Annotated in this window: 18 protein-coding genes; 16 read left to right on the top strand and 2 right to left on the bottom strand. The window is 65.5% G+C overall.

What is annotated here, in order from left to right; translation table 11 throughout:
* Positions 1-25 precede the first annotated feature (25 nt).
* The 4 genes from AC2FNS_RS01805 to mltG all read left to right on the top strand — a co-directional run bounded on the left by AC2FNS_RS01805 (position 26) and on the right by mltG (position 4,053).
* A complete protein-coding gene (locus AC2FNS_RS01805; protein WP_496686512.1) occupies positions 26-565 on the top strand; it encodes a GNAT family N-acetyltransferase in 540 nt (179 codons plus the stop codon).
* A gap of 123 nt (positions 566-688) precedes the next feature.
* Positions 689-1,432: a 1-(5-phosphoribosyl)-5-[(5-phosphoribosylamino)methylideneamino]imidazole-4-carboxamide isomerase gene (locus AC2FNS_RS01800; RefSeq protein ID WP_496711442.1), complete on the top strand. Its 744-nt coding sequence runs from the start codon at positions 689-691 to the stop codon at positions 1,430-1,432.
* A gap of 194 nt (positions 1,433-1,626) precedes the next feature.
* Positions 1,627-2,892, top strand: a complete 1,266-nt coding sequence (fabF, locus tag AC2FNS_RS01795) for a beta-ketoacyl-ACP synthase II (protein WP_496681077.1) — start codon at positions 1,627-1,629, stop codon at positions 2,890-2,892.
* Positions 2,893-4,053, top strand: a complete 1,161-nt coding sequence (gene mltG, locus AC2FNS_RS01790) for an endolytic transglycosylase MltG (protein WP_496711443.1) — start codon at positions 2,893-2,895, stop codon at positions 4,051-4,053.
* A gap of 121 nt (positions 4,054-4,174) precedes the next feature.
* On the opposite strand, the gene AC2FNS_RS01785 is transcribed toward mltG, so the two are convergent.
* Positions 4,175-5,425, bottom strand: coding sequence for a DEAD/DEAH box helicase (locus AC2FNS_RS01785; protein ID WP_496711444.1), 1,251 nt, complete (start codon positions 5,423-5,425; stop codon positions 4,175-4,177).
* Positions 5,426-6,196: 771 nt separating this feature from the next.
* Here AC2FNS_RS01785 and AC2FNS_RS01780 point away from each other — a divergent pair.
* On the top strand, positions 6,197-7,567 hold the full coding sequence (locus AC2FNS_RS01780; RefSeq protein ID WP_496711445.1) for a DNA-packaging protein: 1,371 nt from the start codon (positions 6,197-6,199) through the stop codon (positions 7,565-7,567).
* Here the strand turns inward: AC2FNS_RS01780 and AC2FNS_RS01775 are convergent, their stop codons facing one another.
* The gene (locus AC2FNS_RS01775; RefSeq protein ID WP_496711446.1) at positions 7,568-8,410 is read right to left on the bottom strand and encodes an SDR family NAD(P)-dependent oxidoreductase; all 843 of its coding nucleotides are present in this window, start codon (positions 8,408-8,410) and stop codon (positions 7,568-7,570) included.
* Between the two features lie 192 nt (positions 8,411-8,602).
* On the opposite strand from AC2FNS_RS01775, the gene AC2FNS_RS01770 reads away from it, so the two are divergent.
* The 11 genes from AC2FNS_RS01770 (at position 8,603) to AC2FNS_RS01720 (ending at position 14,908) form a co-directional block, all read left to right on the top strand.
* A complete protein-coding gene (locus tag AC2FNS_RS01770; RefSeq protein WP_496711447.1) occupies positions 8,603-9,775 on the top strand; it encodes a phage portal protein in 1,173 nt (390 codons plus the stop codon).
* Positions 9,768-9,992, top strand: coding sequence for a GTA head formation protein, RCAP_rcc01685 family (locus AC2FNS_RS01765; RefSeq protein ID WP_093962401.1), 225 nt, complete (start codon positions 9,768-9,770; stop codon positions 9,990-9,992). Before AC2FNS_RS01770 ends, AC2FNS_RS01765 begins: the two co-directional genes overlap by 8 nt.
* A gap of 26 nt (positions 9,993-10,018) precedes the next feature.
* Positions 10,019-10,564, top strand: a complete 546-nt coding sequence (locus tag AC2FNS_RS01760) for an HK97 family phage prohead protease (RefSeq protein WP_496711448.1) — start codon at positions 10,019-10,021, stop codon at positions 10,562-10,564.
* A 34-nt stretch (positions 10,565-10,598) separates the two neighbouring features.
* Positions 10,599-11,777 (top strand): phage major capsid protein, encoded by a 1,179-nt coding sequence (locus AC2FNS_RS01755; RefSeq protein WP_496711449.1) that lies wholly within the window; start codon positions 10,599-10,601, stop codon positions 11,775-11,777.
* 177 nt (positions 11,778-11,954) lie between these two features.
* Positions 11,955-12,554 (top strand): head-tail connector protein, encoded by a 600-nt coding sequence (locus tag AC2FNS_RS01750; protein ID WP_496711450.1) that lies wholly within the window; start codon positions 11,955-11,957, stop codon positions 12,552-12,554.
* A complete protein-coding gene (locus AC2FNS_RS01745; protein ID WP_496686490.1) occupies positions 12,551-12,889 on the top strand; it encodes a phage head closure protein in 339 nt (112 codons plus the stop codon). Before AC2FNS_RS01750 ends, AC2FNS_RS01745 begins: the two co-directional genes overlap by 4 nt.
* A complete protein-coding gene (locus AC2FNS_RS01740) occupies positions 12,886-13,299 on the top strand; it encodes a DUF3168 domain-containing protein (protein ID WP_496711451.1) in 414 nt (137 codons plus the stop codon). The genes AC2FNS_RS01745 and AC2FNS_RS01740 overlap by 4 nt, the downstream gene beginning before the upstream one ends.
* A gap of 20 nt (positions 13,300-13,319) precedes the next feature.
* Positions 13,320-13,733, top strand: coding sequence for a phage major tail protein, TP901-1 family (locus AC2FNS_RS01735; RefSeq protein ID WP_496686484.1), 414 nt, complete (start codon positions 13,320-13,322; stop codon positions 13,731-13,733).
* The gene (locus tag AC2FNS_RS01730; protein ID WP_496681106.1) at positions 13,733-14,053 is read left to right on the top strand and encodes a gene transfer agent family protein; all 321 of its coding nucleotides are present in this window, start codon (positions 13,733-13,735) and stop codon (positions 14,051-14,053) included. Before AC2FNS_RS01735 ends, AC2FNS_RS01730 begins: the two co-directional genes overlap by 1 nt.
* Positions 14,050-14,259: a rcc01693 family protein gene (locus AC2FNS_RS01725; protein WP_496686478.1), complete on the top strand. Its 210-nt coding sequence runs from the start codon at positions 14,050-14,052 to the stop codon at positions 14,257-14,259. The genes AC2FNS_RS01730 and AC2FNS_RS01725 overlap by 4 nt, the downstream gene beginning before the upstream one ends.
* Complete coding sequence (locus AC2FNS_RS01720; RefSeq protein ID WP_496711452.1) at positions 14,246-14,908, top strand: RcGTA-type gene transfer agent tail tape measure protein; 663 nt, start codon at positions 14,246-14,248, stop codon at positions 14,906-14,908. Before AC2FNS_RS01725 ends, AC2FNS_RS01720 begins: the two co-directional genes overlap by 14 nt.
* The last annotated feature ends 9 nt before the right edge of the window (positions 14,909-14,917 follow it).

Below are 14,917 nucleotides of genomic sequence, written 5' to 3'. Positions count from 1 at the left end.
AGGCAGGTTCTGAACGGGCAAGGGCATGATAAGATCCACCCCGACGATCAATACCGCGCGGCTGACCCTGCGCGGGATGCGACCCGAGGATTTCGAGCGGTTCGCCCACATTTGGCGCGACCCGGATGTCGTGCGTCATATCGGCGGCAAGCCCCGCACACGCGGCGAGGCCTGGGATTCCTTTCTGCGCAATGCGGGCCATTGGCAGATGGCCGGGTTCGGCCAATGGGGCGTGCTGCTGCAATCGAATCGCACTTTGATAGGTCAGGCGGGGTTCTTTTTCGGCAACCGCTGTCTGGGCGAGGACTTCGACACCTTCCCCGAAGCCGGCTGGGTCCTGGCGCCCGAGGCGCATGGGCAAGGCTACGGGTTCGAGGCCGCGCAGGCCGCGCATGACTGGTTCGACCGGATCATGCCGGGCCCGCTGGTGGCGATGATAGATGCCGATCATCAGCCGTCGCAGCGACTGGCCGCCAGGCTGGGCTATGTCGCACTGCGCGAAACCCGGTTTCGCGACACGACCGTCAAACTGTTTCGTCGGGATGGCCCGCCCGCGCGTTTCTGAAACGCAACTTTCCGCTTGTTGCCGCAAATGGCTCTCGGTTTGCCGAAACTGGGAAGCGAAGGCCGTTGGCGGCCGCCTATGCTATCGTGGAAATCCGGAACGACTGGGCAGAGGAGTTGGCTCATGAGGATCTATCCCACGATGGAATTGCAGAATAGCCGGTGCGTAACCCTGGAAAAGGGCCGCCTGGACGAGGCGCTGATCTGGCATGTCGATCCGGTGGAAACTGCCCAAGGCTGGGCCGCAGCGGGGGCGGAATGGATGCACCTGACCGATTTCGACGCGATCGAAGGTCGCGACACCAATGCGGAACTGGTTGAACGAATTATCAGAAGCGCGGAAATTCCCGTGCAACTGGCTGGCGGTATGCGCTCGCGCGAGCAGATCGAACACTGGATCGACAAGGGGGCCGGGCGCATCGTGATCGGAACACTGGCGGCGCGTGATCCGCAGTTGGTCAAGGAACTTGCCAAGCTGCATCCCGACCAGATCGTTCTGGCGGTGGATGTCTGGCAGGGCTATGTGATGACCGAGGGCTGGCGCAGCCAGAGCGCCTTCACCCCCGAGGCTTTCATCGAAGCGTTTGCCGATGCTCCGCTGGCTGCCATTCTGGTCACCGATATCGACAGCGACATGGAGGATGTCGAGGCGCAGCTGGGCCTGATTTCGGGGCTGGCCGCGCATTCGCGCACACCGGTGATCGCCAGCGGCGTCGTGCGCAGCAGCGACGACATCTCGCGTCTGGCGTACATCCCCAATATCTCGGGTGCTTTGGTCGGGCGGGCGCTGTTCCGCAAGACGGTCGACTTGTCCGAGGCTTTGGCGGTAGCCAAAACCGCCCATGAACCTGTAGCGCAATTCCAGTAACGCAACAAATCCGTCCGGGCCGCCTCTGACAGGTTGTCGGGGGCAGTTCCTGTAGTTTTGCCTTGGCCGTGCGCGGTGTGCGCCGCGAGGGCGGGCGGCAGGCTGCCTGTGCGGAATACGCTGTTGCTCTTGCCCCCGGACCCTTGGCCGGGGTATGAGCGGTTCTCAAACAGCAAGCAGGCAAGAGGCATTTCATGCGCAGAGTCGTTGTAACCGGTCTGGGATTGGTCACTCCACTGGCCAGCGGGGTCGAGGAAACCTGGTCGCGGCTGCTGGCCGGCGAGTCGGGTGCCGGCCCGATCACCTTGTTCGATGCCGAAGCCGCAGGGGTCACCACGACCTATGCCTGCGAAGTGCCGCGTGGCGATGGCACCGACGGGACCTTCAACCCCGATGACTGGATGCCGCCCAAGGAACAGCGCAAGATCGAGGATTTCATCCTGTATTCGATCGCTGCGGCCGAGATGGCCTGCAAGGACGCGAACTGGCTGCCCGAGGACGAGGAAGAGCGTCTGCGCACCGGCGTTCTGATCGGGTCAGGCATCGGCGGTCTGGGCTCGATCGCTGAGACCGCCAATCTGATCCGCGACAAGGGTCCGCGCCGCGTGTCGCCGTTTTTCATCCCGGGCGCGCTGATCAACCTGGCCTCGGGTCAGGTCTCGATCCGCTTTGGCTTCAAGGGTCCGAACCATTCGGTCGTGACCGCCTGTTCGACCGGTGCCCACGCGATCGGCGATGCCAGCCGTATCATCCGCTCGGGCGATGCCGACGTGATGATCGCCGGCGGCGGCGAGGGCTGCATCTGCGAGATCGGTATTGCCGGCTTCAACGCCTGTAAGGCATTGTCGACCAAATATGCCGATAACCCCAAGGCCGCCAGCCGCCCCTATGACGTCGATCGCGACGGTTTCGTGATGGGCGAGGGCGCCGGAATCGTGGTTTTGGAAGAATACGAGCACGCCGTGGCCCGCGGCGCCAAGATCTATGCCGAGGTTCTGGGCTATGGCATGTCGGGCGACGCCTATCACATCACCGCGCCGGCCGAGGATGGCGACGGGGCGGAGCGCTCGATGAAGGCGGCGCTGCGCAACGCGGGGCTCGAGCCGAAGGATCTGGACTATATCAACGCGCATGGCACCTCGACCATGGCCGACACGATCGAATTGGCCGCGGTTGAACGCCTGCTGGGCGAATACGCTAGCAAGGCGACGATGAGTTCGACCAAATCGGCCACCGGTCACCTGCTGGGGGCCGCAGGCGCGATCGAGGCGATCTTCTCTATCCTGGCGATCCGCGATCAGGTGGCCCCGCCGACGATCAACCTGGACAACCCCGAGGTGGAAACGCCGATTGACCTGGCGCCGAATACCAAGCGCGAGCGTGAAATCAACGTGGCGCTGTCGAACTCGTTCGGGTTCGGTGGTACCAATGCCAGTGTGATCTTCGGAAAGGCGAAATAGATGTGGCGCGCGCTGGCCTCGAACATGCTGACCCTGCTGGTGGTCGGGATGTTCCTGTTGGGCGGGCTGATCCTGTGGGGGCAGTCGCAGTACAAGGCTGAAGGCCCTCTGGAAACCGCGATCTGCCTGCAGGTCAAAAGCGGTAGCAACATGACCGGCGTCAGCCGCCAGTTGGAAGATCAGGGCGCGATCAGCAGTGCCACGATCTTTCGCTTGGCCGCCGACTACACAGACAAGGCGCAGCGGCTGAAGGCGGGCAGCTTTCTGATCCCCGAAGGTGCCTCGATGGCCGAGATCATCGACGAGATCACCCGCAGCGGCGCCAGCACCTGTGGCACCGAGATCGAATATCGCATCGGCGTGACCCGGACGCAGATACGCGTGCGTGAACTGGACCCGGCGACGCTGGAGTTTGTCGAAATCGCCTTGTTCGTGGTGGGTGAAGAGGACGCGCCGGAGACCTACCAGGAAAAGCGGAACAATCCTGACACGCGCTATCGCGTGTCCGTGGCCGAGGGTGTGACCAGCTGGCAGGTGGTCGAGGGGCTGAAGGCGGCGGACGCGTTGACCGGAGAGGTGGCCGAACTGCCGCCCGAAGGCATGCTGGCACCCGACAGCTATGAGATTTCGCCCGGTGACGACCGCACCGCGCTGCTGCAGCAGATGCAGGACAAACAGCAGGCCCGCATCGCTCAGGTCTGGGAGACCCGTCAAGACGGTCTGCCGATCGAGACGCCGGAGGAGATGCTGATCCTGGCCTCGATCATCGAGAAGGAGACCGGCATCCCGGAAGAGCGCGGCCAGGTGGCCAGCGTGTTCATCAACCGTTTGCGCAAGGGCATGAAGCTGCAGACCGATCCCACGGTGATCTATGGTGTGACCAAGGGGCAGGGCGTTCTGGGCCGGGGTCTGCGGCGCAGCGAACTGCGGCGGGCGACCCCGTGGAACACCTATCTGATCGATGGATTGCCGCCCACGCCGATTGCCAACCCGGGACTGGCCAGCTTGCAGGCCGCCGTCGCACCGGACGAGACCGACTATGTCTTCTTCGTGGCTGATGGAACCGGCGGACATGCCTTTGCGGAAACTCTGCAGGAGCACAACCGCAATGTCGCCAAGTGGCGTGAGATCGAGGCCGAAAGGAACGGGTCGGGGAACTGATCCGCGCGGGCCCGAGCAAGGGTGATTAGGCCGAATAAGACGATCTGTCTGGTTTGAACGTTCGACGAGTATTCAGGACTCGATGGCCGGCGCGCATGGGGGCATGCGCGCCGGTCTTTTGTTACGCCGCCGATTTGCGGCGCGGACGGCGCCGACGGTTTGCAGCGCCATTTGCGCCTAGCGGCTTTGGCCCACGGCGCCGATTGCGCTGACGTCCACCGGGTTTGGCAGTGGCCGCGGCCTCGGGGGCCGTTCCGCTGGCCACGGGAATTTCGAACGTCATCAGCTTCTGAATTTGACGCAGCAGATCGTATTCATCCGGGGCGCAGAAGGCGATGGCTTCGCCTTCGCGGCCCGCACGCGCGGTGCGGCCAATTCGGTGGACATAGTTGTCGGGCACCTCGGGCAGGTCATAGTTGATCACATAGGCCACGCCCGGAATGTCGATGCCGCGGGCTGCCACATCGGTGGCGACCAGCACGGTGATCTCGCCCTCGCGGAAGGCTTTGATGGCGCGGTCGCGCTGGCCCTGGCTTTTGTTGCCGTGGATAGAGGCGGCGTTGTAGCCGTCGGCCACCAGCCCCTTCATCAGCTTTTCCGCGCCGTGCTTGGTGCGCGAAAACACCAGCGTCAGGGCCTCGGTGTCGCGCGAGAGGATCTCGCGCAGCTTGGCGGGTTTTCCCGGCTTTTCAACGAAATGCACCGACTGGGTGATCTTGTCGGCCGCCTTGCCCGGAGGCGAGACCTGCACCCGTTGCGGGTTGGTCAGGTAGGCGCGGCTGAGCTCCTCCATCTGTTTCGGCATGGTGGCCGAGAACAGCATGGTCTGGCGCGGCGTGCCCAGTTCGGGCGCGATCCGGCGCAGCGCGTGGATGAAGCCCATGTCGAGCATCTGGTCGGCCTCGTCCAGCACCAGATGCCGGACCTGGCCGAGATCCACCGCGCCGCGCTCCATCAGGTCAATCAGGCGGCCGGGAGTGGCCACCAAGATGTCGGTGCCGCGCGACAGGAACATGATCTGCTTGTTGATCGACTGGCCTCCGACGACGGTAGCCACGCGCAGTTTCGTCTTTTTGGTGAGCGTGCGCAGGCTGTCGGCGATCTGGTTCACCAGTTCGCGGGTGGGGGCGAGGATCAAGGCCTTGGCGGTTTTCGGCGCCGGTTTGCCGGGCTGGGCCAGAAGGTGGTCGATCAGCGGCAGGCCAAAGGCCAGCGTCTTGCCGGTGCCGGTCTGGGCGAGGCCCAGGATGTCATGACCTTCCAGGGCCAGCGGGATGGCCTGGTTCTGGATCGGGGTCGGTTGGGTGAATTTGGCGCGTTCAAGCGCGTCGTTCAGGGCTGGCGCAAGGCCAAGCATGTCGAAATCGAACAAGTAGTCTTCCTTTGTGGTCCGCGCCTGCATCTGCAATGCGCACACGAGAGTCACTGATCGCGCGGGATGCGCGACCGGCAGGGGTTGTGCGTGGCCTCGGGATCAGCAGGCGAATCCTGCGGCATCCGGCCGACGCGTCGAGAACCCTGCGTGAATGGGAACTGGAGATATGGGGCGCTGTCGGACCTCGGTTCTGGTCCGCGTGCTCACGCGGCAGCGCTGCGGGACACATGAGGGCTGCGGCGTGGAATGTCAAGCCGCGTCGGCGGATTGGTGTGGAGCGGCGGCTTGTGTGGTATCTGGGCTGGGCCGTGTGAGGGGGTGGAAATTGAGATTTTGTTAACCCCGACAGTACGTTACCCGTTGCGCGCTGTTGCGCGGCACCTTGACATGGCGCACTGTTTCGCGTATAAGTTGTGTCATGCTAGAAGAAGTGGGCGACGGCCCCGGGGCAACCCGGCGGCCGTTTTTCATTTCTCTCGTGCGGAGATCACTCACGCATGAGGTCACAGGCAAACATGACTTTGATTACCCCGGAAGAGCGGATGTCCCGGACGGCCGAGCTGTTGCAGTCGTTGGAGGTGTCCATTCGCGGTTTGCGGCAAGCGGCGGAAGACCTGCGCAGGCGGATCGAGGCCGGGGAGGATGCAGACCTGGCGAGTTCAGCCAGACAACTCGGACAGCTAGAGGGGCTGATCCGAAGTTGCCAGAAAGTGGAGACAAGCTTTGTCGAACAATGTCACAGACAAGCGGGAATTGCCCAAGGGGGCTATGCGCTCGATCTGGAGCGGGCCCGCTCTGAAATCGGGTGCCGATTGGCTCGCCTCCGCGCCTGCTGCGGTGCGGGACAGGTTCCTGAGTGAAATCGGGGAGGGGGGGCTGTGTGCCCTCCCTTTCCTGTTCGAGTTCTGGGCACTGCCGCATCAACTGCCGCCCGAGGGCGACTGGAGGTCCTGGGTCATCATGGGCGGGCGCGGCGCGGGCAAGACGCGGGCCGGGGCCGAGTGGGTGCGACAGGTGGTCGAGGGGGGCAAACCTTTCGACGAGGGCGAGGCCCGGCGCGTGGCCCTGGTGGGCGAGACCTTTGACCAAGTGCGTGACGTGATGATCTTTGGCGACAGCGGGATCATGCAGTGCTCTCCGCCTGACCGGCGGCCGCAGTGGAAGGCATCGGAACGCAAACTGGTCTGGCCCAACGGGGCCGAGGCGCAGGCGTTTTCGGCGCATGACCCCGAGGGGCTGCGCGGGCCGCAATTCGATGCGGCCTGGGTGGATGAGTTGGCCAAGTGGAAAAAGGCGGGCGAGACCTGGGACATGCTGCAATTCGCGTTGCGTCTGGGGGAGCGGCCGCGGGTCTGCATCACCACGACGCCGCGCAACGTGAAGGTTTTGAAGGATCTGCTGGCTGCGCCGTCGACGGTGATGACCCATGCGCCGACCGAGGCGAACCGGGCCAACCTGGCGGAGTCATTTCTGGAGGAGGTGCGCGCGCGTTATGCGGGCACGCGGCTGGGGCGGCAGGAGTTGGACGGCGTGCTGCTGGCCGATGCCGAGGGGGCGTTGTGGACCGGCTCGATGTTGGATGCGGCGCGGGTCAAGGCGGTGCCCGAGCTGGACCGCGTGGTGGTGGCGCTGGACCCGGCGGTGACGGGCGGTTCTGGCGCGGATGCCTGCGGGATCTTGGTGGTCGGCGCGCAACTGCAGGGGCCGCCCGAGGACTGGCGCGCCTATGTGCTGGCCGACCGGACGGTGCAGGGCGCGGGCCCGGCAGGCTGGGCGCGCGCGGCGATCGACGCGATGGACGAATTCGGGGCCGAGCGGCTGGTGGCCGAGGTCAATCAGGGCGGGCAGTTGGTAGAAGAGGTGGTGCGGCAGGTGGACCCTCTGGTCCCGTTCCGGGCGGTGCGGGCCTCGCGCGGGAAGGTGGCGCGGGCCGAGCCGGTGGCGGCGCTCTATGAGCAGGGGCGGGTGTTCCATGTGGCCGGGTTGGAGGCGCTGGAGGAGCAGATGTGCCAGATGACCGCGCGGGGGTTTGAGGGGCAGGGCTCGCCCGACCGGGTCGATGCGCTGGTCTGGGCGCTGCATGAGCTGGTGGTGGGACCGGCGGCGGCATACCGGCGGCCCAGGGTGCGGGTTTTGTGATCAGCCCTTGGGCTTTTCGAACTTCGCGAAGGCCTCGGCATAGTCGGGGTGCCAGCGCGAGAGGGCGGGGCGGTTGTGGATGATGTCCTCGGCTGCCCATTGAACGCGACGGCGGTCGCGTTCGGCATCGACGTCGTTGTCGGGGCAGAGGATGTAGAAGTCGCCGTGGGCCATGCGGTCCAGGAAATAGTCGACGGTCTGCTCACTGGTCCAGGCGGCGGCTGGTTTTTCCGGCAGGAATGACGCGACCATGCCGGTATAGGTAAAGCCCGGAACGAAGAGATGCGCGGAGATCGGTGCGCCGGCCTCGCGCAGCTCGTGCGCGAGCTGTTCGGTCAGCGTTTTGACGGCGGCCTTGGACACGTTGTAGCCGGGGTTGCCCGGCGGGGTGGTGATCCCCTGCTTCGACCCGGTGTTGATGACGACGGCCGGGCGGTCAGCCTCGATCATGTGGGGCAAAAAGGCTTGGACGCCGCGCAGCACACCCAGAAAGTTCACGTCGAGAATTTTCTGCCAGTTGTCGAATGACTCCCATGTTTTCGTCGGCAGGCTGATCCCTGCATTGTTCATCAAAACGGCGACTTGCCCGGCGGCGAGAGCTGTATCAGCCAGGTTTTCCATGTCGGCTTGAGAGGTGACATCCGTCGGCACCGCGGTGATGTTTACCGCGTCAAAGCCTGCTTTGAGGTCTTCCGTCGTTTCGTCGAGCGCCTGTCCCGGAAGGTCGGCGAGTATGACGTCCAGCCCGGCTTGAGCAAAACGCTGTGCCGCGACGCGCCCGACTCCACTGGCGGCGCCGGTCACGACGGCGATCCCGCCGGTTTCAATTGCACGTTTGTACATGACTGGTCCCTCCTGATAGATTGACGACGAGGGTAGCGCATTTCTGGTTGATGCCGAGGTAAAACCTGAAGGCATAGGCTCCGACGCCGTTGCGCAACCGCCGTACGCCCCATTCCCGAGGCTTAAAGATCTTTCCGTCATAACTCCTTTCAACAAGCCGGGCAGAGCGGCGGCAGAAAGGAGCATCTGGACATGGTATTCGATTTCTTGCGTCGTGGATCGGCTGAGAAAACCCCCGAGGCAAAAGTAAGCGCAGCCGGGCCGGTGGTGGCTTGGCAGACCGGCGGTCGCGTTGCCTGGAGCCCGCGGGACACCGTCTCGCTGACGCGCGCGGGGTTCACGGGCAACCCGGTGGGGTTCCGGTCGGTCAAGCTGATTGCCGAGGCCGCGGCGGCGCTGCCTCTGGTGCTGCAGGACGACGCGCAACGGTACGAGACGCACCCGGTTCTGCGTCTGATGCGCCGTCCGAACGCGGCGCAGGGCAAGGCCGAGCTGCTGGAGGCGCTGTTCGGGCAGTTGCTGCTGTCGGGCAACGCCTATGTCGAGGCGGTGCAGGCCGAGGGCGGGCTGCCGGTCGAGCTGCATGTGCTGCGCTCGGAACGGATGAGCGTGGTGCCGGGGGCGGATGGCTGGCCCAGGGCCTATGACTACACCGCCGGGGGCAAGACGCACCGGTTCCCGGCCGAAGCCATCTGCCATATCAAGTCGTTCCACCCGCAGGATGACCACTATGGCTTTTCGCCCCTGCAGGCGGCGGCGATGGCAATCGACGTGCACAACAGCGCCTCGCGCTGGTCGAAATCGCTGTTGGACAATGCCGCGCGGCCCTCGGGGGCGCTGGTGTGGAAGGGCGGCGACGGGCAGGGCGTGATGGCCGAGGAACAGTTCCGCCGTCTGAGCGACGAGATCGAGGCGAACTATCGCGGCGCGCGCAACGCCGGGCGTCCGATGGTTCTGGAAGGCGGGCTGGATTGGAAGCCGATGGGCTTTTCGCCCTCGGACATGGAGTTTCAGAAGACCAAGGAAGCCGCCGCCCGCGAGATCGCGCTGGCCTTTGGTGTCCCGCCGATGCTGCTGGGGATCCAGGGCGACGCGACCTATTCGAACTATCAGGAGGCCAACCGGGCGTTCTATCGCCTGACCGTTCTGCCCCTGGTGACGCGGGTGGCGGCGGCGTTGTCGGACTGGCTGTCGGGCTTTACCGGCGAAGATCTGGTGCTGAAGCCCGATCTGGACCAGGTGCCGGCGCTGGCGGCGGAACGCGATGCGCAATGGGCGCGGGTGGCCAATGCCGATTTCCTGACCGATGCCGAAAAGCGTGCTCTGCTGGGCCTGCCGGCGCTGGCGGAGACGGCGGATGGCTGACACGCCGGGATATCCGCCCTTTGACTGCGCGCCGGGCCTGCGTCTGGCCGCGCACGAGAGGGTGGCCGAGATCCAGCATGCGCATCTGTGCAGGCGACTGGATCAGATCGAGGAAATGATGGAACGGCTGGAGCGGCGGTTGTGGCTGACGGTCTATGGCGTGGCGGCGGTGATCCTGGCGCAGGCGTTCCAGTCATTCCTGACGGTAGCGCCATGAATTCAGTTGCTTACGAGGAGTTTTTCATGGATTTGGAACGCAAGTTCGCGCGGTTCGGCGATGGGCTGTCGGTGACCGAGGACGCGGTGATCGAGGGCTATGCCAGCCTGTTCGGCCAGGTTGATCAAGGCCGCGACGTGGTGCAGAAAGGTGCCTATGCCGCATCGCTGGCCGGGCTGAAGGCGGCCGGTCAGCGGGTCAAGATGCTCTGGCAGCACGATCCGACCCAGCCCATCGGCGTGTGGGACGAGGTGCGCGAGGACGAGCGCGGCCTGTGGGTCAAGGGGCGGTTGCTGGAAAGCACCCAAAAGGGGCGCGAAGCGGCCGAGCTGATCCGCGCGGGTGCGCTGGACGGGCTGTCGATCGGCTATCGCACAAAGCGGGCCGTGAAGGATGACAAGGGCCGGCGGCTCTTGACGGAACTGGAGCTGTGGGAGGTGTCGCTGGTGACCTTCCCGATGCTGCCCAGTGCGCGGGTGGCGGCAAAGGGGACGGACCCCGATGCCGAGGACACCTGGCGCAGTATTGCCGAGGTGTTCCAGAACGCCCGGCAGGAGCTGGCGCGAACCTAGCGCGCCTCAATCCCCACCCAGAAAGGAAGTGCTGATGAGCAAGACCGAGACCGCGGCCTTGACCGGAGAGGGTGTGCCCCTGGTTCAGGAGGTGAAGCAGGCGATGGCTGGCTTCGTGAGTGAATTCAAAGGCCTGAAGGCTGAAGTTCAACATAAACTGCAACAGACAGAAGAGCGACTGACCATGCTGGATCGTAAATCAACCATCGCGGCGCGCCCGCATCTTGCGGCCTCGACCCTGGACGAAGCGCCGCACCAGAAGGCCTTTGACGCCTATGTGCGCTCGGGCGACGACGATGCTCTGCGCGGGCTGGAGATGGAGGCCAAGTCGCTGTCGACGGCCGTCAACAGCGATGGCGGTTACCTGGTCGATCCGCAGACCGCCGAGATGATCAAGTCGGTGCTGAAATCCACCGCGTCGATCCGCTCGATCGCGTCGGTCGTGAATGTCGAGGCCAATTCGTTCGACGTGCTGATCGACCACACCGATGTGGGCGCGGGCTGGGCCGATGAAACCGCGGCCGCCTCCGAGACCGGCACCCCGTCGATCGACCGCATCTCGATCCCGCTGCACGAGCTGAGCGCGCTGCCCAAGGCCTCGCAGCGGCTGCTGGATGACAGCGCATTCGACGTCGAGGGCTGGCTGGCGGGCCGCATCGCCGACAAGTTCGCCCGCGCCGAGGCGGCGGCCTTCATCAACGGCGACGGCATCGACAAGCCCAAGGGCATTCTGAGCCATCCGGCGGTGGACAATGATGTCTGGACCTGGGGCAACCTGGGCTATGTGCCAACCGGTGTCGCGGGCGGCATCGATGCGGATGCGATCGTTGACGTGGTCTATGCGCTAGGCGCGCAGTACCGCGTGAATGGCACCCTCGTGATGAACTCGAAAACCGCGGGTGTAATCCGCAAGCTCAAGGATGCCGACGGCCGCTTCCTGTGGTCGGATGGCCTGGCCGCGGGTGAGCCTGCGCGACTGATGGGTTATCCGGTGCTGATCGCCGAGGACATGCCGGATCCGGGCACCGACAGCTTCTCGATCGCCTTCGGTGACTTCTCGGCCGGCTATACCATCGCCGAACGCCCCGACCTGCGCGTGCTGCGCGACCCGTTCAGCGCCAAGCCGCATGTCCTGTTCTACGCCACCAAGCGCGTGGGTGGCGACATCAGCGACTTTGCCGCGATCAAGCTGGTGAAATTCGGCACCGCCTAAGCGGTGACGGATCCGGGGGGCCGGTGGGCCGGTCCCTCGGGCGGCGGGCGCGGGCCGGGGTGAGATCCCCCGCGTTGTCTAGCTGCTCCCCTCCGTCCGAGCAACGTGGGGCGGCACGTGCCCGCCATTTTCCAAGGATGCGGCCCCCGGAGGGGTCCGAGATTGCGGAGTGAATGGATGATGTTGATCGAAGAAACCGCCATCGCGGATGCGGCGCTGCCGGTGGATCAGTTCAAGGCGCATCTGCGGCTGGGCACGGGATTTGCCGAGACCAGCCTGCAGGACGACGTGTTGAAGGGGTTCCTGCGGGCGGCGATGGCCGCGATCGAGGCGCGCACGGGCAAGGTGCTGATATCGCGCAGTTTCACCTGGACGCTAAGCCGGTGGCGCAACGACGCGGGCGAGGTCCTGCCGGTTGCGCCGGTGACGAGTATCGACGCGGTGATGCTGACTGACGCGCTTGGCGCCGAGCAGGTGGTGGCGCCCGGGACCTACCGTCTGGAGCGGGACAGCCAGCGTCCCTGCCTGCGGCCGATGGGGGCTCGCCTGCCCGCCATTCCCAACGGTGGAGAGGCGACCATCGCGCTGACGGCCGGGATGGCGGCGGACTGGGGCGGACTGCCGGCCGATCTGGGGCAAGCGGTGCTGCTGCTGGCGGCGCATTACTATGAATACCGCGACGAGACCAGCCTGGGCGACGGCTGCATGCCTTTCGGCGTGACCAGCCTGATCCAGCGCTTTCGCATGGTGCGCTTTGGCGCGGGGGTGATGCAATGAGCGTGCCCCGTCTGAACAGGCAGTTGGTGCTGGAGGCCCCGGTGCGGGTGGCCGACGGTGCGGGCGGCTATGCCGAGACATGGACACCTCTGGGCACGCTGTGGGCCAAGGTGACGGCCCGCACGGGGGCGGAACGCGCGGTCGCGAATGTGCCGGTGTCGCGCGTGAGTTACCGCATCGTTGTGCGCGGCGCGCCCGAGGGGTCGTCGATGCGCCCGGCGCCCGATCAGAGGTTTCGCGAGGGCGAGCGGCGCTTCGTGATCCGTGCCGTGGCCGAATACGACGCGGCCGGGCGCTATCTGACCTGTTTCGCGGATGAGGAGGTGGCGGCATGAGCTATGGCGTTTCGGCGGCGCTGCAGGCGGCGGTGTTCCAGCAATTGGTGGCGGATGCCCAGGTGGGCGCGCTGAGCGGCGGCGCGATCTATGACGCGGTGCCTTCGGGGACGGTTCCTCAGATCTACGTGACGCTTGGCCCCGAAGAGGTGCGCGAGGCTTCGGACAAGACGGGGCAGGGCACTTTGCATCGCTTCACCGTATCTGTGGTCTCGGAGGCCGCCGGGTTCGGCGCGGCCAAGACGCTGGCTGGGGCCGTGTGCGACGCGCTGGACGACGCCGCATTGACGCTGGATCGGGGGCGGCTGGTGGGGCTGTGGTTCGAGCGGGCCTCGGCCCGGCGCACCGGGACCGGCGGCGCGATCCGGCAGATCGACCTGAGATTCCGCGCCCGCGTGGAAGACAACTAAGCAATCAATGGAGAGAGCATATGGGTGCCCAGAACGGTAAGGACCTGCTGGTCAAGGTGGACATGAACGGCACGGGTCTGTTCGAAACAATCGCGGGGCTGCGGGCCACGCGTATCAGTTTCAACGCCGAAAGCGTGGATGTCACCACGTTGGAAAGCCAGGGCGGCTGGCGCGAGTTGCTGTCGGGGGCGGGGGTCAAGTCGGCCTCGATTTCCGGATCGGGCGTGTTCAAGGACGCCGGCACGGATGAACGCGCGCGGCAGTTGTTCTTTGATGGTGAAACGCCCGCCTTCCAGGTGATCATCCCTGATTTCGGCATCGTCGAAGGCCCGTTCCAGGTGACCGGGATCGAGTATGCGGGCTCGCACAATGGCGAGGCGACCTATGAGATGAGCCTGGCCAGCGCCGGCGCCCTGACCTTTGTGGCGCTGTGATGGTCAATCCGTGGGCGGGAGAAGTGGCGCTGGTGATCGATGGCCAGCGCCGGTTGCTAAAGCTGACGCTGGGCGCGTTGGCCGAGCTGGAGCAGGAGCTGGGCGCAGGGTCGCTGGTGGAACTGGTGCAGCGGTTTGAGGGCGGCGCCTATTCCAGCGGTGACGTGCTGGCGCTGATCCTGGCGGGGCTGCGCGGAGGCGGGGCGGATGTGACCCGCGCCGACATGCTGCGGGCCGAGATCGAGGGCGGCCCGATGGCCGCGGCGCGGGCGGCGGCCGAGCTGCTGGCGCGGGCCTTCATGGTGCCGGGTGAGTCATGAGCGGCTTTGACTGGCCCGGCCTGATGCGGGCCGGGCTGCACGGGCTGCGGCTGACGCCGGATCAGTTCTGGCGTCTGACCCCGGCCGAACTGCGGCTGATGCTGGGGCAGGGACGCGGGATTCCGGCGATGAACCGGGCGCGGCTGGAGAAGCTGCTGGCCGCCTGGCCCGACAAGATACGAGGAGAGCGTGATGGCGGAAAATGACGGGTTTGACGACCTGCAGGAGCGCGGCGAGGCGCTGGGCGATGCCCTGGGCGATGCCGCCACGATGGCGGCGGCCTTCGATGCCCAGATGAAGCGGATCAGCGCCGCTTTTGAAGAGACCGGGAAGGATGTCGCCACCTTGGAACGCGGCATGTCAACCGGGCTGCGTAAGGCATTCGACGGCGTGGTTCTGGACGGCATGAACCTGTCGGAGGCGCTGGACGTTCTGAAGAACTCGATGATCCGCACGGCCTATTCGGCAGCGATCAAGCCGGTGACGGATCATTTCGGTGGCATGCTGGCCAATACGGTCGGCGGCTTGGTGCAGGGGCTGCTGCCCTTTGCCGACGGTGGCAGTTTCGCCCAGGGGCGCGTCATGCCCTTTGCCAATGGCGGCGTGGTCACCGGGCCCACCATGTTTCCGATGCGCGGTGCGACCGGGTTGATGGGCGAGGCCGGCCCCGAGGCGATCATGCCGCTGGCGCGCGGACCCGACGGCAAGCTGGGCGTGCGCAACTCCGGCGGCGGACGGGCGGTGAACGTGGTGATGAACATCACCACGCCCGACGTTCAAGGCTTCCGCCGCAGCCAGGGCCAGATCGCGGCCCAGATGAGCCGCGCCCTGGGGCGCGGCAATCGCAACCGGTAATTTGGGGAG

This window comes from Ruegeria sp. BHSA191 (assembly GCF_059613325.1).
The sequence above is the reverse complement of the archived record's forward strand: the minus strand, read 5'-3'. Positions and strand labels throughout refer to the sequence as shown.

Excerpts from the sequence above, each read along its gene's own strand:
- AC2FNS_RS01805 (WP_496686512.1), top strand. The coding sequence starts at position 26 with ATGATAAGATCCACCCCGACGATCAATACCGCGCGGCTGACCCTGCGC.
- AC2FNS_RS01800 (WP_496711442.1), top strand. The coding sequence starts at position 689 with ATGAGGATCTATCCCACGATGGAATTGCAGAATAGCCGGTGCGTAACC.
- fabF (WP_496681077.1), top strand. The coding sequence starts at position 1,627 with ATGCGCAGAGTCGTTGTAACCGGTCTGGGATTGGTCACTCCACTGGCC.
- mltG (WP_496711443.1), top strand. The coding sequence starts at position 2,893 with ATGTGGCGCGCGCTGGCCTCGAACATGCTGACCCTGCTGGTGGTCGGG.
- AC2FNS_RS01780 (WP_496711445.1), top strand. The coding sequence starts at position 6,197 with ATGCGCTCGATCTGGAGCGGGCCCGCTCTGAAATCGGGTGCCGATTGG.
- AC2FNS_RS01775 (WP_496711446.1), bottom strand. The coding sequence starts at position 8,410 with ATGTACAAACGTGCAATTGAAACCGGCGGGATCGCCGTCGTGACCGGC.
- AC2FNS_RS01770 (WP_496711447.1), top strand. The coding sequence starts at position 8,603 with ATGGTATTCGATTTCTTGCGTCGTGGATCGGCTGAGAAAACCCCCGAG.
- AC2FNS_RS01765 (WP_093962401.1), top strand. The coding sequence starts at position 9,768 with ATGGCTGACACGCCGGGATATCCGCCCTTTGACTGCGCGCCGGGCCTG.
- AC2FNS_RS01760 (WP_496711448.1), top strand. The coding sequence starts at position 10,019 with ATGGATTTGGAACGCAAGTTCGCGCGGTTCGGCGATGGGCTGTCGGTG.
- AC2FNS_RS01755 (WP_496711449.1), top strand. The coding sequence starts at position 10,599 with ATGAGCAAGACCGAGACCGCGGCCTTGACCGGAGAGGGTGTGCCCCTG.
- AC2FNS_RS01750 (WP_496711450.1), top strand. The coding sequence starts at position 11,955 with ATGATGTTGATCGAAGAAACCGCCATCGCGGATGCGGCGCTGCCGGTG.
- AC2FNS_RS01745 (WP_496686490.1), top strand. The coding sequence starts at position 12,551 with ATGAGCGTGCCCCGTCTGAACAGGCAGTTGGTGCTGGAGGCCCCGGTG.
- AC2FNS_RS01740 (WP_496711451.1), top strand. The coding sequence starts at position 12,886 with ATGAGCTATGGCGTTTCGGCGGCGCTGCAGGCGGCGGTGTTCCAGCAA.
- AC2FNS_RS01735 (WP_496686484.1), top strand. The coding sequence starts at position 13,320 with ATGGGTGCCCAGAACGGTAAGGACCTGCTGGTCAAGGTGGACATGAAC.
- AC2FNS_RS01730 (WP_496681106.1), top strand. The coding sequence starts at position 13,733 with ATGGTCAATCCGTGGGCGGGAGAAGTGGCGCTGGTGATCGATGGCCAG.
- AC2FNS_RS01725 (WP_496686478.1), top strand. The coding sequence starts at position 14,050 with ATGAGCGGCTTTGACTGGCCCGGCCTGATGCGGGCCGGGCTGCACGGG.
- AC2FNS_RS01720 (WP_496711452.1), top strand. The coding sequence starts at position 14,246 with ATGGCGGAAAATGACGGGTTTGACGACCTGCAGGAGCGCGGCGAGGCG.